The organism is Methylobacterium sp. Leaf91 (assembly GCF_001422815.1).
In the GTDB taxonomy this organism is placed as follows: Bacteria; Pseudomonadota; Alphaproteobacteria; order Rhizobiales; family Beijerinckiaceae; genus Methylobacterium.
Genome location: NZ_LMMP01000050.1, coordinates 31,285 through 53,544 on the forward strand (window position 1 = coordinate 31,285; position 22,260 = coordinate 53,544).

The 22,260-nt window shown below is 67.3% G+C and carries 20 protein-coding genes; 8 read left to right on the forward strand and 12 right to left on the reverse strand.

Going from position 1 to position 22,260, the window contains the following annotated elements; genetic code table 11:
• Nucleotides 1-26: 26 nt before the first annotated feature.
• Complete coding sequence (locus ASF32_RS26075; protein ID WP_200919216.1) at nucleotides 27-197, forward strand: hypothetical protein; 171 nt, start codon at nucleotides 27-29, stop codon at nucleotides 195-197.
• Nucleotides 198-206: 9 nt separating this feature from the next.
• Here the strand turns inward: ASF32_RS26075 and ASF32_RS21240 are convergent, their stop codons facing one another.
• Both ASF32_RS21240 and otsB read right to left on the reverse strand, forming a co-directional pair.
• Nucleotides 207-1,217: a glucokinase gene (locus ASF32_RS21240; RefSeq protein WP_056433267.1), complete on the reverse strand. Its 1,011-nt coding sequence runs from the start codon at nucleotides 1,215-1,217 to the stop codon at nucleotides 207-209.
• A gap of 126 nt (nucleotides 1,218-1,343) precedes the next feature.
• On the reverse strand, nucleotides 1,344-2,090 hold the full coding sequence (otsB, locus tag ASF32_RS21245) for a trehalose-phosphatase (protein WP_244483690.1): 747 nt from the start codon (nucleotides 2,088-2,090) through the stop codon (nucleotides 1,344-1,346).
• 241 nt (nucleotides 2,091-2,331) lie between these two features.
• Between otsB and ASF32_RS21250 the strand changes: the two genes are divergently transcribed.
• Both ASF32_RS21250 and ASF32_RS21255 read left to right on the forward strand, forming a co-directional pair.
• Nucleotides 2,332-2,826 carry a DUF427 domain-containing protein gene (locus ASF32_RS21250; protein WP_056433707.1) on the forward strand — a complete coding sequence of 165 codons (495 nt, stop codon included), beginning with the start codon at nucleotides 2,332-2,334 and terminating at the stop codon, nucleotides 2,824-2,826.
• Between the two features lie 183 nt (nucleotides 2,827-3,009).
• Nucleotides 3,010-4,251 (forward strand): beta-lactamase family protein, encoded by a 1,242-nt coding sequence (locus ASF32_RS21255; protein WP_244477970.1) that lies wholly within the window; start codon nucleotides 3,010-3,012, stop codon nucleotides 4,249-4,251.
• A 118-nt stretch (nucleotides 4,252-4,369) separates the two neighbouring features.
• Here ASF32_RS21255 and ASF32_RS21260 read toward each other — a convergent pair whose 3' ends face one another.
• From ASF32_RS21260 to ASF32_RS21295, 8 genes are all read right to left on the reverse strand, one after another.
• On the reverse strand, nucleotides 4,370-6,439 hold the full coding sequence (locus tag ASF32_RS21260) for a hypothetical protein (RefSeq protein ID WP_244477968.1): 2,070 nt from the start codon (nucleotides 6,437-6,439) through the stop codon (nucleotides 4,370-4,372).
• A 204-nt stretch (nucleotides 6,440-6,643) separates the two neighbouring features.
• A complete protein-coding gene (locus tag ASF32_RS21265; protein ID WP_156467923.1) occupies nucleotides 6,644-6,928 on the reverse strand; it encodes a hypothetical protein in 285 nt (94 codons plus the stop codon).
• A gap of 206 nt (nucleotides 6,929-7,134) precedes the next feature.
• Nucleotides 7,135-7,773 (reverse strand): DUF2147 domain-containing protein, encoded by a 639-nt coding sequence (locus tag ASF32_RS21270; protein ID WP_056433281.1) that lies wholly within the window; start codon nucleotides 7,771-7,773, stop codon nucleotides 7,135-7,137.
• Between the two features lie 361 nt (nucleotides 7,774-8,134).
• On the reverse strand, nucleotides 8,135-8,344 hold the full coding sequence (locus tag ASF32_RS21275) for a hypothetical protein (protein ID WP_056433285.1): 210 nt from the start codon (nucleotides 8,342-8,344) through the stop codon (nucleotides 8,135-8,137).
• A 372-nt stretch (nucleotides 8,345-8,716) separates the two neighbouring features.
• Nucleotides 8,717-9,037: a hypothetical protein gene (locus ASF32_RS21280; protein WP_043764525.1), complete on the reverse strand. Its 321-nt coding sequence runs from the start codon at nucleotides 9,035-9,037 to the stop codon at nucleotides 8,717-8,719.
• Between the two features lie 24 nt (nucleotides 9,038-9,061).
• Nucleotides 9,062-11,524, reverse strand: coding sequence for a DNA topoisomerase (ATP-hydrolyzing) subunit B (gyrB, locus tag ASF32_RS21285; protein ID WP_244477967.1), 2,463 nt, complete (start codon nucleotides 11,522-11,524; stop codon nucleotides 9,062-9,064).
• Nucleotides 11,525-11,753: 229 nt separating this feature from the next.
• Nucleotides 11,754-12,023 (reverse strand): hypothetical protein, encoded by a 270-nt coding sequence (locus ASF32_RS21290; protein WP_056433289.1) that lies wholly within the window; start codon nucleotides 12,021-12,023, stop codon nucleotides 11,754-11,756.
• Between the two features lie 163 nt (nucleotides 12,024-12,186).
• Nucleotides 12,187-12,831: an MBL fold metallo-hydrolase gene (locus tag ASF32_RS21295; RefSeq protein ID WP_056433292.1), complete on the reverse strand. Its 645-nt coding sequence runs from the start codon at nucleotides 12,829-12,831 to the stop codon at nucleotides 12,187-12,189.
• A gap of 395 nt (nucleotides 12,832-13,226) precedes the next feature.
• Between ASF32_RS21295 and ASF32_RS21300 the strand changes: the two genes are divergently transcribed.
• On the forward strand, nucleotides 13,227-14,861 hold the full coding sequence (locus tag ASF32_RS21300; RefSeq protein ID WP_056433296.1) for an AarF/UbiB family protein: 1,635 nt from the start codon (nucleotides 13,227-13,229) through the stop codon (nucleotides 14,859-14,861).
• A gap of 104 nt (nucleotides 14,862-14,965) precedes the next feature.
• A complete protein-coding gene (locus tag ASF32_RS21305; RefSeq protein WP_056433299.1) occupies nucleotides 14,966-15,226 on the forward strand; it encodes a DUF3892 domain-containing protein in 261 nt (86 codons plus the stop codon).
• A gap of 89 nt (nucleotides 15,227-15,315) precedes the next feature.
• Here ASF32_RS21305 and ASF32_RS21310 read toward each other — a convergent pair whose 3' ends face one another.
• A complete protein-coding gene (locus tag ASF32_RS21310; protein ID WP_056433302.1) occupies nucleotides 15,316-16,983 on the reverse strand; it encodes an alpha-amylase family protein in 1,668 nt (555 codons plus the stop codon).
• 206 nt (nucleotides 16,984-17,189) lie between these two features.
• On the opposite strand from ASF32_RS21310, the gene ASF32_RS21315 reads away from it, so the two are divergent.
• Nucleotides 17,190-20,228 (forward strand): transglycosylase domain-containing protein, encoded by a 3,039-nt coding sequence (locus tag ASF32_RS21315; protein ID WP_056433306.1) that lies wholly within the window; start codon nucleotides 17,190-17,192, stop codon nucleotides 20,226-20,228.
• 135 nt (nucleotides 20,229-20,363) lie between these two features.
• Complete coding sequence (locus tag ASF32_RS21320) at nucleotides 20,364-21,335, forward strand: hypothetical protein (protein ID WP_244478003.1); 972 nt, start codon at nucleotides 20,364-20,366, stop codon at nucleotides 21,333-21,335.
• A 215-nt stretch (nucleotides 21,336-21,550) separates the two neighbouring features.
• Here ASF32_RS21320 and ASF32_RS21325 read toward each other — a convergent pair whose 3' ends face one another.
• Complete coding sequence (locus tag ASF32_RS21325; protein WP_056433311.1) at nucleotides 21,551-21,757, reverse strand: hypothetical protein; 207 nt, start codon at nucleotides 21,755-21,757, stop codon at nucleotides 21,551-21,553.
• Between the two features lie 202 nt (nucleotides 21,758-21,959).
• Between ASF32_RS21325 and ASF32_RS21330 the strand changes: the two genes are divergently transcribed.
• Nucleotides 21,960-22,241, forward strand: coding sequence for a hypothetical protein (locus ASF32_RS21330; RefSeq protein ID WP_311274099.1), 282 nt, complete (start codon nucleotides 21,960-21,962; stop codon nucleotides 22,239-22,241).
• Nucleotides 22,242-22,260: the final 19 nt, after the last annotated feature.

Genomic DNA, 22,260 nt, shown 5'->3' on the forward strand with positions numbered 1-22,260 from the left:
TCGCGCCGGCGCGGAGGAATCGATCGATGGGCTACGTCTCGAAGACCGTGATGGAAGAGGGCAAGGCCGCCAAGATTGCCGGCCAGACGGATGCGTCAAACCCCTACCCCGCCGGATCGCAGAACAGCGCCGACTGGCTCGAAGGGTACACCTACGACGAGGCGGAGCAGAACGTCGACAACGAGTCGGACGAGTAGCCGCCCGGATCAGTCCTCGGTCCAGACCTGCCCGTGATACACGAACACCTCGGGCCGGTTGGCCAGGGCGGCGAGACCGGAAAAGGCTGGATCTTGGACGGAAATCACGCTGGTGGGGATCGCCTCCATCTGCGTGACGAAGGGCGGCTTATGCTCAAAGGACCGCCGGAAATCGCCCTTTTTCAGGATGGGCAGGATTCGCGGGGCGATGCCGCCGCCGACATAGACGCCGCCCGTGGCGAGGAAGGTCAGGGCGAGGTCGCCGCAGACTCGGCCGAGCAGCTTGGCGAACAGTGTGACGGCCTCGGCCGCAACCGGGTCGCTGCCGTCGATACCCGTATCGGTCACTTTGGCGGGCTCGGCATCCGCCGCCTCTCGCCCGGTTCGCGCGAGATGGATGGCCTTGTAGAGCCGCGCGAGGCCGGGTCCCGAGAGCAGCGCCTCCACCGTCACCCGTCCCTCGATACGCTCCACATGCCGCCAGATCTCTTCCTCGGCCGCATCGGCGGGGCCGAAATCCACGTGGCCGGCCTCTGTAGAGACGATGGCGAGATGATCTGCGTAAGCGATCACGGCCGCTGCGCCGAACCCGGTTCCGGGGCCGAGGACGAGCCTCGTCCCCTGGTCGCCCTTCAGCCCGCCATCACGATAGGGGCCGATCGGCGTCAGGTCGGTGGGGGCGATATCCACGGCGCCGGCGGCGACGGGGACGTAATCGTTGACGACCACCGCGCGCGAGAGGCCGAAATCCCGGCCGATCCGCGCGCCTTCGATGACCCAGTTCGCATTGGTGAGACGGACGGCGGGGCCATCGATCCGGGCGGCGACCGCCAGGATCGTCGAGCGCGGCGCCGGTCCGTCATACTTTTCGAGAACGGACCGGATCGCGGCGCTCGGGTCGGGGAAGGCGTTGGTCGGGACATGGCCGACGATCTCCGCCCCGGCGCCCGCCTCCGGCACGAGCGCGAAGCGGGCATTGGTGCCGCCGATATCGCCGACGAGGACCGGGAACTCGAACATGCGTGCGGTTGTCCTTCGCGCTGGAATCCGGAATTTCACATCTCGCCCGCCCTCGATGCGGGTGCGGGGCGTCACGGTCTGGTCTGCGGCACCGGCCCCGATGCGGGATCGCGGCCAGTCGCGCCCTCAGGCGGGCGGCAGGGCGTCGGGATCGATCGGCGCGCCGTCGGCCCAGGCATAGATCAGCGCGCGCACCGCATCGGGATCGGTGAGGCGCCGCGTGGCGATGGTGTCGCTGCCGCCGATGCGGACGCTGACGCCGCCCTCCTCGTTGACCACGGCGAAGGCCTTCTCGTCGGTGAGGTCGTCGCCCAGAAACATCGCGCGGCGGCCGGCATAGGGCGGCGCCTCGGACAGGGCGCGGATGGCATGGCCCTTGGTCGCAGAAGCCGGGACGATCTCGCCGACCGCCTTGCCCAGCTGCAGCCGATAGGCGTCACCGAGATCGGCCGCGGCCGCCTTCACGGCCTCCTCCGCCTGCGCGGCGTCGGTGGGCGTGGCGAGGCGCCAATGCACCGCGACGGAGGCGCCCTTGTCCTCGATCAGTACGGATTCGAGGTCGCGCACGGCGTCCTTCAACCCCGTGATGCGGGCGCGCAGGGCAGGATGATCCTCGGCGCTGCCTCCCGACACCACCCCGTCGACCCGCCGCTCGACCCCGTGAAGGCCCGCCACATCGAACCTGGCGGGCGAGAGGAAGTCGTCGATCACCGCGATGGGGCGGCCGGTGACGATGGCGAGCGCTCCGCCGAGCCGGTCCCGCAGGCGCAGGAGCGCGGGCGCGAGCTCCGGGGGCACCACCACCTGGTCGGGTCGGGGAGCGATCTCCACGAGGGTGCCGTCGAAATCGAGAAAGAGGGCGAAATCCGTCACAGGCATTGTCCCAGGGTGTCTGGCTCGGGATGGCCGGCTCACCGAGACGGCCGATCCATCGGAGCGGCCGAATTTCTATCATCCGCGTCGCGAGCCGGGCTAGCATGGCCCGCGCCACGCGCAAACGCCGCGTCTCGAATATCGCCTGCGTGCCGGCCCCCATCGCGAAAACGGTCTCCCGTTTCCGGAAGGGTGTTCTCCCGGTAACCCATTGATACGCCTTAGAAGTTGGATGATTCCGATGCACCCCACCCCCCTGCCCTTCGGCCCCGGCCAGGAAAGCGTGTGGAATTATCCGCGCCCGCCGCGGCTGGAGCGCGTGGCCCGGCGCCTGCGCGTGGTGTTCGCCGGTGCGACCGTCGCCGACACGGTGGCCGGGTACCGCGTGCTGGAGACCAGCCATCCGCCGACCTATTACCTGCCCCCCGGCGATGTGGCCGATGGCGTGCTCGGGCCGCCCATCATGGCGGGGATCTGCGAATGGAAGGGCCGCGCCGTCCTCCACGATGTCCTAGCCGGCGGCCATCGGGCGCCGGGCGCGGCCTGGGCCTACCCGGAACCCACACCGGATTTCACGGCCATTGCCGGCTTCGTCGCCTTTTATGCCGGGGCGATGGAGGCCTGTTTCGTCGGCGACGTGAAGGCCGAGCCGCAGCCCGGCGGCTTCTATGGCGGCTGGATCACGCCGGAGGTCGTCGGCCCGTTCAAGGGCGGACCGGGCAGCATGGGCTGGTGAGTGCCACGTCCCGCGCTTTCCATGCGTTACGCGACGGCCCTTCGATGCGCCATGCGACGGCTCTTCGGCGTTTGACCGACAGCCGGCAAATACCGGTACCCATGGCGCCGAACGATGCTCTAAAGGCCGGGGTCAGGTTCGACGAGACGGCCGCGCGAGGGCGGTAAAGGCGGAGAAGCGCGCATGCAGGACACCCCGGTACAGGACTTGCCCGTAACCGACCCGAAGGCCCTCGGTCTCTGCCCCGAGCGGCTCGAGCGCGTCGACGGCTGGATGCGCAGGCTGGTGGACGATGGCAAGCTCGCCGGCCTCTCGGTGATGCTGTCGCGGCGGGGGGAGACCGCGTTCTTCCGCGCCCATGGCCTGGCCGACATCGCCCGCGCGACGCCGTTTGCCGCCGATACGATCACCCGCATCTACTCGATGACGAAGCCGCTGACCTCGGTAGCGGTGATGATGCTCTACGAGGAAGGGCGCTTCCAGCTCGACGACCCGATCACCCGCTTCCTGCCCGAATTTACCGACATGCGGGTTTTCACCGGAGGCAACCGGGTGAAGGCCGAGACCGTGCCGGCCCAGCGCCCGATCACCATTCGCGACCTCCTCACCCATACGGCGGGCTTCACCTACGGCTTCATGGAGGCGACCCTCGTCGATGCGCTCTACCGGCAGAACGGCGTCGATTTCGGCGAGAATCAGGATGCGAGCCTCGCCGAGGTGGTCGCCCGGCTGGCGCGGCAGCCCCTCCTCGCCCAGCCCGGCGTGGAATGGAACTACAGCGTCGCCACCGACCTCCTCGGCCACCTCGTCGCGGTGGTCTCGGGCCAGGAGTTCGGCGATTTCCTGAAGACCAGGGTCATCGACCCGCTCGGCATGGTCGACACGGATTTCTTCGTGCCCGCCGACAAGGTCTCCCGGCTGGCGGCCAATTACAGCCTGTTCCGCGACCGCAGCCTCAAGCTCTACGACGACGCGGTGGGAAGCCGCTTCGCCACCAAGCCCGCGATCGCCTCCGGCGGGGGCGGCCTCGTCTCGACGGCGTCGGATTACATGCGCTTCTGCCGCTTCATCCTCGGGCGCGGCGCCCTCGACGGCGTTCGGCTCCTTGGGCGCAAGACCGTGGAGCTGATGCTGATGAACCATCTGGGCGGCGACCTCGCCTCGATGGGCCAGCCGCGCTTCTCGGAATCCTCCTATACCGGAATCGGCTTCGGGCTCGGCTTCTCGGTCATGCTCGACCCGGCGCGGGCGCAGATCGTCGGCACCCCCGGCGAGGTCGCCTGGGGCGGCTTGGCCAGCACCTCGTTCTGGATCGACCCGGCCGAAGACCTCGCCGTGGTGATGCTGGCCCAGCTCATCCCCTCCTCGGCCCTGCCGATCAGGCGGGAATTGCGGGTGCTGACCTACGCCGCCCTGGTGGAGTGACGGGGCTTTAAACGATGCGTCGCCCCGGACCTGAGATCCGGGGCAGCGCGAGCCGGTATCGACCGGCGTGACGAAAGACCCATCTCGGCCGCCCCGGTGTCGAGGTCGCGCAGAGACGTCAGCGGCAGAGGCTTTGCCGCGCGAGGCAGGGCAGCAGGCTGTCTTCGGGGAAAGGCAGCGCCACCTCCCCTGTCTTGGATTCGAGCCTGGAGATCGCCCATTCTCCCTTCGCATCGGCGACAGGCTCGATGAGCCAGCGTAGGGCGCGGACCTGGTCGCGGCCTCTCTCGGCCGGAAGCCGCGCCTCGACATATTGCTTGGACCACCACAACATGCCGGAGGTGGGGAAGGTGACCGTGACCTTCTGCCTGGCCGCTTCGCAGACGAGCTGACGGACCCGGAAGCTGTTGCCCGCTGCGGCCTTCGGCCTGATCGCAGCGTCCAGCAGGCCGGAGCCGCCGCCGGATGCCTTGAGGGCTTCCTGGCACCGGAGCTCGTCGCGCCGGGCGGCCAAGGCGCGGCTTCCCTCCTGGCAGGCCTGAACGAGGGGCCTGAGACTCTCATGCGACGGAATCGTGCCGCGCCCGCATTGCAGGAGGGGCGACGTCGTGACGTCCGACACAGGATCGGCGGCGGCGAAGGCTTTGTCGACTTCGCCCGTCGCAATGCGGACGGCCTCGGCCCGGGCGTCGGCGACCTTGCCGTTGAACTCCGTGACGAGGGCCGTCGGCGGATAGATCCCGCGCACATCGCCCGTGCCCATCAGGAACCAGTTGTTGGCCTCCAGCCCTGCGAACGTCCTCGGTGCGGCCTCGATCCGCCCGACCTGCTCCTGGAAGACCTGCCGGACGCTTCTCGCCACGTAGTCTTCCGCCATTCCGGTGCAGGTCTTGTGGAGGCGCGACAGGGCCTCGTTGCCCCATGGCGTGCCGACGAGCCGGTCACATTGCGAGCGAGCCTCGTTGAGGGGGAGGCTCTTGAGGCTGTCGCCGCCGAACACCTCCTGAAGCTCCCGAGCGGCGGCCTGCTCCATCTCGGTGCGACGGGTTTCGAGCGGGGCTCCGAGGAAGCGGTCATAGGCCATTCGCGACACGTCGTTTCGGCGGAGTTCGTCCCTGCTGAGCTGCAACCCGTTCGTGTCACGGAACGACGTCAGGGTCAGGGGAAGGGCGAGGAGACGCTCCCGCTCCTCGCGCAGCCAGAGGGCGGCCTTCCGGCGCTTCTCGATGTCGGGATAGGATTGAGACAGCAACCGCCCGATGGTCCTGCCGTCCTTGCAGGACTGGGCTTTCTGGAGAAGGTCCTCCGTGAAGGCACGGTCCCAGTATTCGACCGGTAGACCGACCGCCAGTTCGAGCCGCTCGACGTCGATAGAGCCGAACGTCGACATTCGCTCGCACAAGGTATCCCCGGGCAGGGCCTCGAGCGGTCGCCCGCTCGCCGCGAGGCGGTCGGCGACGATGCGCAGGAAGTCCAGGGCAGCCTGGCGGGCTGCCCCGTTTCGGTCGAGCGACCCCTCGGGCGCCAGCGTGAGGCTCGTCACCGCACGCATTTCCTCGACGGCCCGATCACGGGCGTCCGGCGGTGCGACGGGAAGTTCCGCGAGCCGCTTGCGCTCGGCGTCGTAAAAGCGCCTCCAGAAGCTCGGCGCGGCCTCGGCGTAGCGCTGGCGATAGGCTTGCTGGTCCAGATCCGGCAGCAGGTCGATCGGCGGGAGTTTCTGCTGTTCCTCGGCGACGGTCCGCACCGTTTCGACGGTCGGATGGGCCTCGCCAAGCAGACCGAAGTGGCGATCCATGCGAGCCTTCGCGCTCTCGCTCCGGGAGAGCGTGAACGGCTCGCAATCGGATTGCGGCTTGCCCTGGCCGGTGAGCCACCGCCCCTGGAGGCTATCGCCGTTCTGCCCGAATCGCACCGCGATCCAAGGGCGACCGCGCCGATCGACGAGGAGAAGACCACCATCCGTATCCTGAGCGACCAACTCCAGCTTTTGGAAGGAAGACGCCGTCGTCTTGCGAAAGAAGACGTCGAATGACGACCCTTCCTGTCGGAATTCCCAGTCGTCCAGCGTCAACGCGCCGTTGCAAACATGGCTGCCATTGTAGAAGCCGGAATCGATTGCCTTGGCCTCCCCGGATAGTGCTCCGGAAATCGCAAGGATGACAAGGGATTTCAAGCTGAAATTCATGGATTGACTTGGATCTCCGCAATGCCGATCCATCGATCGACCCCTCTACAAAGGTCGACCGATGTCTTGGACAAGCAAAGTCTATGTCGAGCCTGCGGCGCACTCAACGTTTGGCCGAATGGGGCCCTGTTCGATGGAAACAGACCGGCTCCGGGCGGTCGTTCCCGACCGGACGTGGCGCAGACGCGCAGCGTCGAGTGTCCCTCACACGATGAAGCCGGCCACGCGCACCGTCGGGCGCTCGTGGGTGGCTTCGTTGTCGAGGGTCTTGGGGATCGGTCGAGGGTCTTGGGGATCGAACGTCGGAGGTGCGGCTCCGGTGTGGCTGCAGCCGCTCGGGCCTGCCGGAACCGCTACGTCGAGCGCCGAGTGATCCCGGTCGCCTCGTCCGCCGTGCGCCTGGTTCGGGGGGACGTCCCCGGACGGCTCGAAGACGGTCAGGGGTGGCAGCTTCGCGATGATGCCGGTGGGCAACGGCTCCCTGGCCAAGGGAGGGGCTTGATCCGAGGACGGGTCGTGATCCGAGGATAGGTCTTGTCGTGCAACCCGACTCCCGACGCCTGCTTACCGTGCGAACTCCCTGATCGTCAGGAGTTCGCACAGTAGCGGCACGATCCGGCCGTGCAGGACGTCATCGAGGGGCCGTCGATCATATCAACGACCCTCGGCCGGATCGAACGGTTCCGGCCGTCGTCTTACTCGGCCGGCTTGGCTGCCGGCTTCGGTGCCGTGGCGGCCGGTTTGGCGGAGGATGCGGCAGGCGTGCCGGCTCCCCCGGCCGGCGCGGCCTTCGGCGCCCATTCCGGATCGGAGCGGGGGCCGCCCGGGCCGTTGGTCGGGCCGGTGATCTGGCCCGGTGCCGTGTCCGTCACCTTGGTCCAGGCCTGCGACATGCACATGAAGCGCAGCATGCAGCCGCGCACGGTGAGCTCGCCGGGCTTCTCGCTCCAGATCGTCACATCGTAGAACGACCCGTCCTCGGCGTTGTAGATCTTGCCCTCGTAATGGTTCTCGGCGTTCGGCTTGATGCCCATGATGAGCTGGTGGCCGAGGGAGGGGCGGGCCTGCTTCTTCGGGTCGGGATTCTTGAAATCGACCCGGGGCTGGCCCTTGTCGTTCAGCGGCACTTTCAGCCAGACGACGTAGCCGCAGACGTGATCGTTCTTGGCGCCGCATTTCTCGATGCGGACCCGCGCCCGCCCGTCCTCGGTGAGCCAGGTTCCGCTCGGATCGTTGGGAGCGGCCACGGCGAAGCCCGATATCGCGCTGAGCGCGAGGCCGGCCATCGGGGCCAAGAGGCGCCCGGCCATTGCCGAAATGGGTCGATACGTCATCCAGAAAAAATCCTTAACCCGCCCCGAAACGCAACCGCCCGTCCCTGTGCCGCCCATCCATACGGAGGCGTGACACAGGACGCGATGGCAGGAGCCGCCCATCGTCTGAAGGTCCCCGCTTCGGACGCGAAGGTGACCGGATCATGACCGGCTCGCGGCGTCCTAACGGAATTCGGGACGCGTGCGAGAGAATTCTTCGTGAGGTTCGGGAAGAGACGCCACCGTATTCGACACATGAGAAAGGGCCGGTGCTTCCGCACCGGCCCCGATCTCGCCCTTCGTGATGGAACCGACCTTGTGCCAACCCTCTCTAAGCTTGACCGATCGGTCTCGCCTGACGGGTCCGGCGGGCGGCTGGAGCTTACTCGGCGGCGGTCATGCCGGAGGTGAAGTGACCGCACCAATCCTTCGAGGCCACCACCGGCCACAGGCCAGGCGACTTCGGCTCGGGCTGGCTCACCGGCGGGTTGTAGCGGCAGAGGCCCTGATCGGCGGCAGCCTGGCCGCCATTGATCTTGTGGTCGTCGAAGAAGCGGCAGGCCTCGCAAGCTGCGCTGGTGATCTGTGCCATCGGTCTCTCCAATATGTCCGGGCCGGCTCGGGACGCCCCCGATGCGCCTGCCCCTCAGTTACTAATTAGAATAAGTCCAATCTGGCGTCAATGGTTCCTCGGACTACGGAAGGTCCGTTGCCGAGCACTGCGCCGGTGGAGGCGCCTGTGCCGGCGGACGTGATTCAGCGGCCGCGCGGCGGCGCCGAGGCTCGGTAAGTGGAGCCGGTGCAGACGCTTACGCTATCGGCAGTACGGAAAACGGGTGCCGCCAGCCGCCATCGCGCCCGGAGCGCGGGCTTCTTCGGCGGTGGTCGCTCGCAAGAAATGGGACATCCTGTCGCCTGCCTCGCGCCGGCGATGGAGAACTCGGCCGGGCTGGAGGACTGGCCCTCAGGCGATGCCCGGAGTGTCGTCGTCCTCGTCGATCAGGCTCAGCGTGCGAAGGATCGCGAGGGCGACCATCTCGGCATCCACTTCGCCCTCGGCCGTGGCCGGCAGGATCGCCACGGTGCTGACTTCCTGTCCGGAGAGACGCCCGACGACGACCTTGTAGACCTCCCCGCCGGGCGCGTCGTCGTCGCGGACGAGACAGACGCGGTGATCGCCGGCCTCCCCGTAGACCCGCTGCGTCGTGACCTCGACCCGGTCGTCGTCACTGACGGGCTCGGGCCGACGCGGCTGACCGAAGGTCGGACGGATGATGTTGCTCATATCGACCCTCCCGGTCGCGTTGGCTCAGACGTCGAGATTGGCGACGCTGAGGGCGTTCTCCTGGATGAACTCCCGGCGCGGCTCCACCACATCGCCCATCAGCTTCACGAACAGGTCGTCGGCATCCTGCGTATCCTTGATCCGAACCTGAAGGAGCGAGCGCACCTCGCTGTCGAGGGTGGTCTCCCAGAGCTGCTGCGGGTTCATCTCGCCGAGCCCCTTGTAGCGCTGGAGCTGCAGGCCCTTGCGGCCGAAGGCCATCACCGCCTCGAACAGGCCGACGGGGCCGTGCAGGACGGTCTCCTCGCCCTTGCGGGCATAGGTCACCGGCTCGCCGTAGATCTCGCGCAGGGCCTCGGCCCGGTCGGACAGGCGGCGGGCCTCCTGCGAGGCGATGAGCGAGGCATCCAAGGTCACGACCTGGCGCACCCCGCGCAGGGTCCGGCTGAGGATGTAGCCGCCTTCGCTGACGGAGCCTTCCCAGCCCTGCTCGATATCGTCGGCGATGACGTCCATGCGACGGGCGATCTCGGTGGCGCGCTTCGTCGCCTCGTCGGGGTTCTCGTCCACGTTGGTGCGGAAGGCCCCGGCGATCATGGCCTGTTCCACCGTGGCGCGGTCGTAGCGCGTATGCAGCGCCTGCATCAGGCCACGGAACTGGCGCGCCTCCTCCACCAGGGCCTTCAATTGCGGCCCGCCGAACTCGGCGCCCGATGCGAGCCGGAGCACCGCCCCGTCGACGCCGGCATCGATCAGGTAATCCTCCAGCGCCCGCTCGTCCTTGAGGTAGATCGCGGTCTTGCCCTTGGCAGCCTTATAGAGCGGCGGCTGGGCGATGTAGACGTAGCCGCGCTCGATCAGCTCCGGCATCTGCCGGAAGAAGAAGGTCAGCAGCAGGGTGCGGATGTGGGAGCCGTCCACGTCCGCATCGGTCATGATGATGATGCGGTGATAGCGCAGCTTGTCCGGGTTGAAGCCCTCGCGGTCGGTGGAGGAGCGGCCGATGCCGGCGCCGAGCGCCGTGATCAGCGTGCCGATCTCGGCCGAGGACAGCATCCGGTCCGCCCGCACGCGCTCGACGTTCAGGATCTTGCCGCGCAGGGGGAGCACGGCCTGGAAGTGGCGATCGCGGCCCTGCTTGGCCGAGCCGCCGGCGGAATCGCCCTCCACCAGCAGGATCTCGCATTTCGACGGGTCGCGCTCCTGGCAATCGGCGAGCTTGCCGGGCAGCGAGGCGATGTCGAGCACGCCCTTGCGGGTCACGGTCTCGCGGGCCTTGCGCGCGGCTTCGCGGGCGGAGGCCGCGAGGATGACCTTGCCCATCACGGATTTCGCCTGGGCCGGGTTCTCCTCGAGCCAGTTGGAGAGGCCCTCGTTGAGGACGTTCTCCACGGCCGGTCGCACTTCCGACGAGACCAGCTTGTCCTTGGTCTGGGACGAGAATTTCGGGTCGGGCACCTGCACCGAGATCACGGCGGTGAGGCCCTCGCGGCAATCCTCGCCGGTGAGGGTGATCTTCTCGCGCTTGGTGATGCCGGTGGATTCGGCATAGCCGGTGATCTGCCGGGTCATGGCGGCGCGGAAACCCGCCATATGGGTGCCGCCGTCACGCTGCGGGATGTTGTTGGTGAAGGGCAGCACGGTCTCGTTGAACGAGTCGTTCCACCACAACGCCACCTCGACGCGGATGTTGTCGCGCTCGGCCCGGACGAAGACCGGCTTCGTCATGCCCTCGATCGGTTTGCGCGAGCGGTCGAGATAGCGCACGAAGGCCTCGATCCCGCCCTCGTAGAACAGCTCCTCGCGCTTGTGCTCGGCATGGCGCGCGTCGGTGAGGACGATGCGCACGCCGGAATTGAGGAAGGCGAGTTCGCGCAGGCGCTTTTCCAGCGTCGCGTAGTCGAACTCGATCATCGTGAACGTGTCGGTGGAGGGCAGGAACGACACTTCCGTGCCGCGCCGTCCGTTGCCGTCACCCACGACCACCAGCGGCGACACCGCGTCGCCGTGGCGGAACTCCATCGCGTGCTCCTTGCCGTTGCGCCAGATGCGCAGGCGGAGCCATTGCGAGAGGGCGTTGACGACGGAGACACCGACGCCGTGCAGGCCGCCGGAGACCTTGTAGGAATTCTGGTCGAACTTACCGCCGGCATGGAGCTGGGTCATGATGACCTCGGCGGCCGAGACCCCCTCCTCCTTGTGGATGTCGGTGGGGATGCCGCGGCCGTTATCGGACACCGTCACCGAGCCGTCGGCGTTGAGGGTGCAGGTGACGACGTCGGCATGGCCCGCCAGCGCCTCGTCGATGGCGTTGTCCACCACCTCGTAGACCATGTGATGCAGGCCCGACCCGTCATCGGTGTCGCCGATATACATGCCGGGCCGCTTGCGCACGGCATCCAGCCCCTTGAGCACGCGGATGGATTCCGCCCCATAGGCCGTAGCCGCCAGGTTGCGGGAGGTGTCGTCGTCGGTCATGTCGGACATCAAGTTCCCCAGGCAGGCGGGTCTTTGCTTGATTTTCGTGCCCCGGCTCGGTCCCCGGGTACGCCTGCGATTCGTTCAGTGGGCTATATATAAGCGGTGCGTCTTGAAAATGCACCGCTCCAGCCCAGTTGTGGCGAACCGAGCCGATAGGGCGGCGGAAGATGTCCGAGCGTCGGGCAGGAGGCGAGAAAGGCAGGCCGTTTCGGAGCCCGAACGAGCCGAACTCACCTCACGGCCCGAGCACCTTTATGAAAGCCGCACCCGCGCCGAAGAACGCGGCGCCGGCAGCCATACCCGAAAGGGCGATCTGCCACGGGGCGAGCATCCGATCTCGCGCCAGCTTCGATGCTTCAGCGGCAAGTTTGCTCTGCTCGGCAGCGAATTTGCTCTGCTCGGCGATCAGTTTGTGCTGCTCGGCGACAAACTTGCGGGTCTCTTCCTGAGCTCGCTCGATTCGGGCGCGCTGCTCCTCGAGATCAAACCGCACTGTGTCCGACATCGATCCTGGTCCTCGAACGTGCAGGCGATCCATGATCGTCCGCCGCTAGGATATGAGGTGGCGCCGCGGGGAGTGGCAAGAGACAAGAGCCGACAGTCTCTCGCAGCCCCACAGCGTAGTCACGACGGGGCCAGGCGATGACGCTCTCACCCATCTCCGAAGTTCACTCCTGCAGGAACGGATTGGTCATCCGCTCCTCGCCCAGCGTGCTCGTGGGGCCGTGGCCGGGAATGAAGGCGATGTCGTCGCCCAGCGGCAGGACCTTGTCCTTGATGGCGCGGATGAGCTGGTCGTGGTTGCCGCCGGGCAGGTCGGTGCGGCCGACAGAGCCCTTGAACACCACGTCGCCCACCAGGGCGAAGCGCGCGTCGCGGCTGACGAAGACCACGCTGCCGGGCGAGTGGCCGGGCGCGTGCACGATGTCGAAGCCGAGTTCGCCCACGCTCACCGCGTCGCCCTCGGCGAGCCAGCGGTCGGGTGTCACCGCGCGAGCCCCGTCGATGCCGTAATTCGCGCCCGTCTCGGGAAGGCTGTCGAGGAGGTAGCGGTCGGCCTCGTGCGGGCCCTCGATCGGGACGCCGAGCCGCTCGCGCAGCTCGTCCGCGCCGCCGGCATGGTCGATATGGCCATGGGTGAGCAGGATCTTCTCGATGGTGATGCCCTGGTCGCGGATCGCGGCTTCGATCCGGTCGAGATCGCCACCGGGATCGACGACCGCGCCGATCTTGGTCTCGTCGGACCAGATCAGGGTGCAATTCTGCTGGAAGGGCGTCACCGGAATGATACCTGCGCGGGGCGTGCCTGCCATCGGGACCGTGTCTCCGTTTCCGTGGAACTGCGTGTCTGAGGAGGCGCCCGTCCCCGCCGCGCGTTCGTTCGCGATCGGTGGGACGCCCGTGTCCGGTCCGCGTGTTTAGCTCATTTTCACGCGGAGGGGATGCCTCGCGTCGGCGATGTGCGCTTCCGGGGTCGCATGGGCTGAAAAGGCGTCTGGCGCCGGGCGTGTGGCGGCGCTAATCCCGTCGGAGGCTGCCGTCCCGGTCGAGGCTGCCGTCCTGGCAAATGCGACGGCGCTGCCAAATTTCGGCCTCGCCGTCACCCTAGACGGAGCCGCGCCGCAGATCGGCACGATCCGAACAGGCGGGCCGATCTGACTTTTCAACGCGGCCACCTTCACGCCAGACGGGGCAGTCCCTTGCGCACATGCTGAAAACCGCCTTCGTCGCCGCTCGCGACAGGCAGCGCCTGAGCGAGATCGCCGCTGTCCTGATCGGATTCGGTGTCACCAAGGTCGTGGAGCGCCTCGGCCTCGGCCATCTGGCGCGGTTCGCCAAGCGCCGCCGGCCCCACGTTGACGTGGCCCGCCTGTCCCAGCCGCAGCGCGTGCGCCGCGCGATCGAGGCCCTGGGGCCGACCTTCATCAAGCTCGGCCAGATCCTCGCCAGCCGGCCGGACCTGCTGACGCCGGAATGGACGGAGGAGCTTGAGAAGCTCCACAGCCAGGTCCGGCCGATCGCCTGGGACAAGATCCGGCCGCAGCTGGAGGCCGATCTCGGGGCGCCGCCCTCGGAGATCTTCGCCGAGTTCGACACGGTGCCGTTGGCCGCGGCCTCCATCGCCCAGGTCTACCGCGCCCGTCTGATGTCGGGCGAGGAGGTGGTGGTGAAGGTCCTGCGCCCCGGCCTGCGCAAGATCATCGAGGCGGATCTGCGTCTCCTCGCCCATGCCACCCGCATCGTGGTCGACGAGTGGCCGGAATTCGGGCGCTACCAGCCCCAGGAGCAGATGCGCCACCTCGCCGCCGGTCTCTACGGCGAGCTCGACCTCGTCAACGAGGCACGCAACTGCGAGACCATCGCGGCGATCTTCGCCGACCGGGACGACATCGTCATCCCCAAGATCCACTGGGAGTTCACCTCCGAGCGCGTCCTCGTCCAGGAATTCATCCACGGCATCCCGCCCAACGACCATCCCCGCCTCGACGCGGCCGGGATCGACAAGGTCAAGGTCGCCCAGAAGGGCACCGACGCCTTCCTCAACATGGCGCTGATCGAGGGCGTGTTCCACGCCGATCCGCATCCCGGCAACATGCTGGTGATGCCGGGAAACCGCATCGGCTTCATCGATTTCGGCATCATCGGCCGCCTCTCCGAGCGTCGCCGCACCCAGCTTCTCATGCTGATCGGCGCCATGCTGAAGGAGGATTCCGATGGGCTGATGGCCGTCCTCCTCGACTGGACCGGATCGAGCAACCCCGACCTCACCAAGCTCGAGACCTCGTCCCAGGCCTTCATCAACCGCCATGCCGGCTCGGTGCTGAACTTCGGTGACCTCCTCACCGATTTCATGACCATGGCCCGTGAGAACGACCTCGCCATGCCCACCGACCTCGCCATCCTGTTCAAGGGATTGGTGACCGCCGATGGCGTGATGCGCCATCTCGACCCGAAATTCGACCTCTTCACCGCCGCCGGCCCGACGGTGAAGAGCAAGCTCGCGTCCCAGTTCTCGATCAAGGGCATCAGCCGCAAGGTCGAGGCGGTGGGAGCGGGCCTGTTCGGAGCGGCCTCCGAACTGCCCACCCTGATTCACCTCATGCTGGTGCGCCTGAAACAGGGCCGCGTCACCGTCGAGATCGAGCTGAAGGGCATCGAGAAGCTCACCCGCGGCATCGAGCGCGCCGCCGCCCGCATCGCCGTGGCGCTCATCGTCGCCGCCTTCGCGACGCAGCTCGCCCCCCGCTTCATGGATCTCGGCACACCGGCCTTCATCACGGTGGGCGCGATGGTCTGCGTGATCGGAATCGGCTGGCTCGTGCTGCTGGGGCGGAACAAGTAGGCGGAGCCTCTACGTAAATTTCCCTTAGGTTGAAAATTGTCGTGATGTGAATACCTCAAGTTTGCTGTCGGATATGTGCGGCAAACGGAAAGGAACCATGCATCATGGCTGATCGTGCAGTGAGAAAGACGGGAAAGAATTCTCAGGGAGATATCACCTCCCTTTGCAATGATGGCGATTTCTGGTCACCCCGTTCCAAGCTGGATGCCATCGTCGACATCGAACGAGGGATTCATACCTATTACGTTCCTTGGACGAGCGGGCGGACCGAGATACGGGTCGTACAGGGATCGAACGGGAAATACCTGCGCACGGATCGCGATCAGACCACCCGAAACAACCTGGACGATCTTCCGGATTGCTGATCCGAGTTGAGGCTTCGATAGGGCATTCTCGCCGAGCGCGGCAGGCAGGATCGATAGTGTCCGCCGCGCTCTCGGCCTGAGACAGGCCTTCACCCAACCCGTCGCTTCAGCGGCGCGTCGAGGCCGCCGAGCCGGAACCAGTGGTAGCCGTAGCGCTCCATCATCAGGCAGTGCCGGCCATCGTCACCCGCCTCGCTGCGACGGCCAGTGAGGAGATCGACCAGGACACGGCCCTCCGGTCCCTCTACCTCCGGTGAGAGGGAGATTTCCATCGGCGTTCCGCTGAGGTTGTGGACGCAGAGCACCGAGTTGCCCTCCCAGTCGTAACGGATCGCCAGGATCGCGGGTGAGGCCGTCTCGATCACTGCGAAATCGCCCCAGCCGATCTCCGGCACCTCCTTGCGGGTGCGGATGACGCTCTCCATCCAGTTGAGCAGCGAGCCGCGGTCATGGCGCTGGCTCGCCACGTTCACGTGGTCGAAGCCGTAGGCGCCGCTCCCGATCACCGGCAGGGTCGGGGTTTCGCTCTTGGTGAAGCCTCCTTGCGCCTCGGCATTCCACTGCATCGGGGTGCGGGCGCAGTCGCGTTCCTTGAGCGAGAGGTCGTCGCCCATGCCGATCTCGTCGCCGTAGCGCAGCACCGGCGTGCCCGGCAGGGTGAACATCAGGGAATAGGCGAGCTCGATGCGCTGCTGGTCGCCGCCCAGCATCGGGGCGAGACGGCGCCGAATTCCGCGGTCGTAGAGTTGCATCCCCTTCTCCGGCCCGAACGCGGCAAAGACCGCCTGCCGTTGGGTCTCGGTGAGGCGTCCGAGATCGAGTTCGTCGTGATTGCGCAGGAACACCGCCCATTGCGCCGAATCCGGTCGGTTCCAGGTCTTGCGCATGGCCTTGGCGAGGGGACGGCCGTCGCCGGAAGCCAGCCCGTAGAAGAGAGCCTGGTTGACCTGGAAGTTGAACAGCATGTGGAGCCGGTCGGCATCGTCGCCGAAATAGTCGAGGTCCTTCTTCGGCAGGATGTTGGCCTCGCCGAGAATGATGGCATCGCCCTGCCGCCATTGCAGGAACTCGCGAAAATCCCGCAGCATGTCGAATTGCTCTTCGGGCTCACCCGTGACCTCGGGTCCTTTCTTGGCAATGACGAAGGGCACCGCATCCATGCGGAAGCCCGAGACGCCGAGCTGGATCCAGAACCCCATGATCTTCTGGATTTCGGCCCGCACCGCCGGATGGGCGGTGTTGAGATCGGGTTGGAACGGCATGAAACGGTGGAAGTAATAGGCTCCCGCCTTGGCGTCGCGAGTCCAGGTCGTGGTCTGGACGCCGGGGAACACCATGCCCTCGTCCGCATGCGGCGGCCTGGATTTCGACCAGACGTACCAGTCGCGGTGAGGGGAATCCGGGTCCGATCGTGCCGACTGGAACCAGGGATGCTGGTCCGACGTGTGGTTGACCACCAGATCGATGAGGACGCGCAGGCCCCTCTGCTTGGCCGCGTGGGTAAAAGCGACGAAGTCGCCGAGCGAGCCGTAATCCGGGTCGACGCCATAGTAATCGGTGATGTCGTAGCCGCCGTCGCGCTTCGGCGAAGGCTGGAACGGCATCAGCCAGATCGCCGTGATGCCCATGCCCTGCAGGTAATCGAGCCGGCGCTCCAGTCCGACGAAGTCGCCGATGCCGTCGCCGTTGCCGTCGAGGAAGGACCGGACGGACAGGCAGTAGACGACCGCGTTCTTGTACCAAAGGTCCTTGATCATGCGACGCAGGTCTCCGGAGGGCCGCGCCGGCGGGCGCATCCGCCTGCAACGTCGCCGGGGACGGAAGCGTTGCGGGAGGCCGGTCCGGTGGCGGTCTCCTTAAATCAGCCGCCTTGTGCATCCCATCTTGGGCTGAGTGCGTTGCGGCTGCCGATCCTGTCGTCCGTGCCCTGTGACGCGTCCTGGATTTCGGTGCCCGCTCCTCGATGAACATCATCCTGATCAAGCTGTTCGCGACGGCGCTGACGCTCAGTCAGGTGACGACGCGGCCGGATGCCGTGAAGACGCAGTTCGATCCGGTGGCCGACAAGGGCCAAGTGGTGCAGATCCTGCGCGACGGCTGCGCCCATATGCGGAAAGCCTTCGACATCGAGGACATCAACCTCGACGAGCTGATCTCCACCGCGATGGAGGACCCCTCGGCCATCGCCGGTGCCTCCGCGCCGAAGCTCCTGCACGGGCTCGATATCGGCGAGCTCAACACGAGCTACCGGCAGTTCTGCAAGGGCGAGAACCCGGCGAACTCGCCCTTCGACGCGGGTGAAGTGATCGCCTTCTACAACAAGGCCGTGGCCGACCTGCCCTCGGCCCAGGACTTGAAGGACCGCAAGCTGCCCGGCGCCAGCCTGATCCTCGACGGGGCGGGCAAGCGCTACGCCGAGGCGTTCGAGGCCAATGGGCGCCGTCTCAGTGTGCCGATCTCCGACGTGCCGGTGATGGTGCAGAAGGCGTTCGTGGCGGCCGAGGACAAGCGCTTCGAGACCCACAAGGGCATCGACGAGCGCGGCGTCATCCGGGCCTTCATCGGCAACCTCGCCTCGCCGGGGCGGCCGGCCGGCGGCTCCACCATCACCCAGCAGGTGGTCAAGAACCTGTCGGTGGGCGACGACGTCACCTATGAGCGCAAGATCCGCGAGATGATCGTGGCCTCGCGCCTGGAGCGGATCCTCGGCAAACCGCAGATCCTCGAACTCTACCTCAACGGGATCTATCTCGGCCGCGGCTCCTACGGGATCGAGATGGCCGCGCGGAGCTATTTCGGGAAATCGGTGGGGCAGCTCACCGTGCCGGAGGCGGCGCTGTTGGGCGGCATGCCGAAGGGGCCGAACTTCTACAATCCGGACAAGTATCCCGACCGCGCCAAGGAGCGGCGCGCCTATGTGCTGGCGCGGATGAAGGACGAGGGCGTCATCACCGAGGCGCAGCTGACCGAGGCGGCCAACGCCCCCCTCGGATTGAAGCCGATCGAGACCACGCGGCGGGATTCGGGTTTCTACTTCGTCGATCACCTCACGCGCGAGGCGCGCACCTTCGCGGGCATCGACTCGCTCACCTCCGCCTCCCACGTGGTCCGCTCGACCATCAATGCCGGCCTCCAGACCGCCGTGGAATCCGCCCTGCAGGACGGGCTCGCCACTTACGAGCGCGCCACCGGGCGCCAGCGCTACGAGGGGCCGGAATTCAACCTCGCCGACAGCATCGCCAAGCTCGGCGGGGCGACGCCCGCCGTGGAGGGATCGGTCCAGTCGGTGCCGCTCGTCGGCGGCGGCGAGGCGAAGCCCAGATCGGCCACGGACAAGCCTGCTGCCGCGAAGTCCGCGCCGGCGGCCGCCGGGCCGAAGCCGCTGGCGCAGAAACCCGTCTGGCAGCGCGCCCTGGAGAGCGCGCGGCCGGTGCTCTACGACGTGCATTGGCCGCTCGCCGTGGTGCTCGAATCCGGGCGCGGACCGGTGAAGGCGGGGCTCGCCGACGGGCGCATCGTCAGCCTCGATCCCGGCATCGCCAAGGGCCGTCTGCAGACATACGACGTGGTGCGGGTGAAGCTGCGCGACCCGAAGGCCAAGGCTCTCCGCGCGGAGCTGCGCGTGCGCCCCTCGGTCCAGGGCGCGGCCCTGGTGCTGGAGAACCGCACCGGGCGCATCCTCGCCATGGATGGGGGCTTCTCCTACCCACTGAGCCAGCTCAACCGGGTGACGCAGACCGTGCGCCAGCCCGGCTCGACCCTGAAGCCGCTGACCTATCTCGCCGCGCTGAACGCCGGCCTGCAGCCCAATACCCTGGTGATGGATGCCAGCGTGACCCTGCCGCCCATCGGCGGTGTCGGCCAGTCCTGGAGCCCGAAGAACTACGATGGCGGCGGGTCGGGCGCGACGACCCTTCGGCGCGGGCTCGAATTCTCGAAGAACCTCGTCACCGCGCGCCTGCTCCAGGGCGGCATCGCCGATACGCCGCCGGCGAGCCTCACCCGCGTCTGCGACCTCGCGCTCGAAGCGCAGCTCTATGCCGAATGCGAGCGCTACTATCCCTTCGTCCTCGGCTCGCAGCCGGTCCGCATGGTCGATCTCGCCGCCTTCTACGCGGCCGTGGCCAACGAGGGCGCGCGGCCGGCGCCCTACGCGCTGGAGGCGGTGGAGCGCGACGGCACGGTTCTGTACAAGCGCGAGCCGAAGGAGCCGGTGCGGATCGGCTCGGCCGACAGGGTGGCCTTCTATCAGCTGAAGACCATGCTGCAGGGTGTCACCAACCACGGCACCGCGGCGGCCCTCGCCCGCTTCTCCGGCTCGATCGCCGGCAAGACCGGCACGTCCGAGAACGAGAACGACGCGTGGTTCGCCGGTTTCACCAACGAGATCACCATCGTGGTCTGGGTCGGCTACGACAATGCCGATGGTACCCGCCGGACCCTGGGACGCGGCCAGACCGGCGGGCATCTCGCGGTGCCGATCGCCGGCACCATCCTGCAGGCTGCCTGGGCCAACGGCGTGGCGCGCACTCCCCTCGCCCCGCCCTCCCCGGAGGCGAAACGTGACCTCGCCGACCTGCCCATCGACGCCCGCAGCGGTGAGCGTGTCGCGGGTGGCGGCTTCCTCGAGCATTTCCGGCTGAGCAACGGTCGCGTGGCCGACACGCAGTACCAGTTGCTGCCGCGCGAGGTGCAGACCGCCATGCGGCCGGATTCCGAGGACGGCGACACTGGCGGCCTCGACGACGGCGCCGACGTGGTGGGCGACCTGTACGGCAACCTCACCACCCGGCGCGGGGCCGAGCCGGACCCCCTCGACCCCTTCGGCGAGAGGCCGGCGCAGCCGCGCGGCCGTCGGGCGCAGGGGGATGGCTATGGCTACGAGGGGTCGCGGAGCCCGGCATGGCCCGGCACCCAGCGCTCGCCCTTCGGCGAGGACGAGCCTCCCCGCGCTCGCCGCCGCGATCCCGACTACCTGTTCGGCGACGACCCGCGCTACTGAAGGCGCGGATCCCCCTTCATCAGCAATCGAGGCCCCGACGTGAAGACGCAGCTTCCGGCGACACGTGTCCTTGTCCAGATTCTCAGCTTCCTGCCCGTCCTGGCACTCGGCCTCCCCGCCTCCGCGCAGGAAGGGATGAAGGTCCAGGTCCCCGCCGACCGGATCAAGGAGGTTCCCGCCATCGAGCCGTCGGGCCTTGCCGCCCTCAAGCCGGGCACGATCCTGTTCACCGACCACCGGGACAATCCGGCGAACCCCGAGAGCGGCCTCACGCCCTATCTCGAATGGCGAAAGCTGCGCCCGGCCGAGCAGGCGGCCCTGGCGCCCTACCCCGCCTATGCCGAGCCCGATTACAGCGTGACGCTCAACGGCGTCTCGAAGCAGCGGCACGAGACCCTGAAGGTCTATGTGGCGCAGGGGCGGTTCGTGGTGGCCAAGCCCGCGGACTCCATCGACCTGTCGGCCTTCGCCAATCTCGGCTTCGTGTCCAAGATGGACCCCGTCATCAAGCACAAGACCCTGAGCCCCGCCGAGGTGACGCCCACCAAGGACCCGGCCGCCGCCTTCGCCCGCCGCCCGGACCGGGCCTGGTGCGAGGGCGCCGCCGCCTGCATCGAATCCCGCTACGACCTCGAGGGCAAGCTGCCGCTGGGCGTGAAGCTCGCCAACAAGCTGGAGGACGGCGCCTCGAAGAAGGTGGCCGAGTTCGTCTCGTTCCAGAGCGAGTTGCGGACCCTGCCGGCGGCCGAAGCGGCCTCGCTCGCGGCGCTCACGCGGGTCGACACGCCGGTGGCCGGCGGCCTCGAACAGACGATCTTCTGGGTCAACCAGATCCTGCGCTTCGGCAAGTTCCTCGCCGTGTTCCAACCCATGCCGAACGACCCCGGCAAGACGGTGGTGACGACCTATATGGCGCTGGCGATCAAGGCCGATGTCCTCGACCGCAAGCAGGAATATGCCCGCGTGCCGGTTCTGAAGAACCTGCTCCCGGCCCAGGTGCTGATGGGCAATTCGTCCTTCAACACCGGCACGTCGATCAGTGCCGGCCTGCCGACCTATGCCCGCAACCGCATGATCGCCTTCGCGGACGCCCTGGCCAAGAACTGAATGGCGAGTGTCGGAGCCTGTTCGATTGGATTTTTCGACGAATTTCCATTCCAGAATCGATCATCCAATCAGACCTCCTCATCCTGAGGTGCCCGCATCAGTGGGCCTTGAAGGAGCCCTCCAGTGCTCGCGTGATCCCTGGAGGGCTCCTTCGAGGCCGCTCCGCGGCGCCTCAGGATGAGGTAAGGCCTTGGACAAGCAACGCGAGCAGGCTCTCAGTTGCCGCGGCTGACGATGGAGGGCATCGATGGGGCGGTGTAGGCGCGGTTCACGTCGCGGCGGGTCTGCGTGCCGTTGGTGTCGTTGGAGCGGCGGAAATTCTCGGTGCTGAAACTGTCCGAGAAGCCGCTGCGGTCGGCGCTGTTGCAGGCCCCGAGGGCACAGAGCAGGCCGACGGCGAAGAGGACGGGGATGGGACGCATCGGAAGTTCCTGGGAGTCTGGTCCGGTTGGACCGATCGGGTCTTTCGTGGTGCCGGGTTGGCCCTCGCGTCAAGCACAAGGATAACGAACCGTCTCAGCTTACGGGCAGAGTGATGTTCTCGCGCCACGAAAACGCTCACTACGCTTGACGGCTTTCGGGCATGGGGGCCGCAATCACGCGGATTTAGCCTCCTTGGATCTGGTGCTCGGGCCGGCCTTGGGCGACACCTTGTCCAACATGAGCAACGTGGTCCCCTTCTCCCGCCCCCCCGCCGCCGCACCACAGATCTCCAATGTGGTCGCCGTCGCCGACGATCTGTTCGCCGCCCTGGAGCTGCTTCAGGGCGTCGCCCACCGTGCCGCCGCCATGGGCCGTCCCCGCAGGGAGATGGAGCTCACCGTCCGCAACCTGCGCGAAGCGGTCAGCGCCGTGGAGCGGGCCCTCGACTGCATCGGCGAAGGCGACGAGGCCGGCCAGGGCTGAACCGACACCGCGCCCGGGC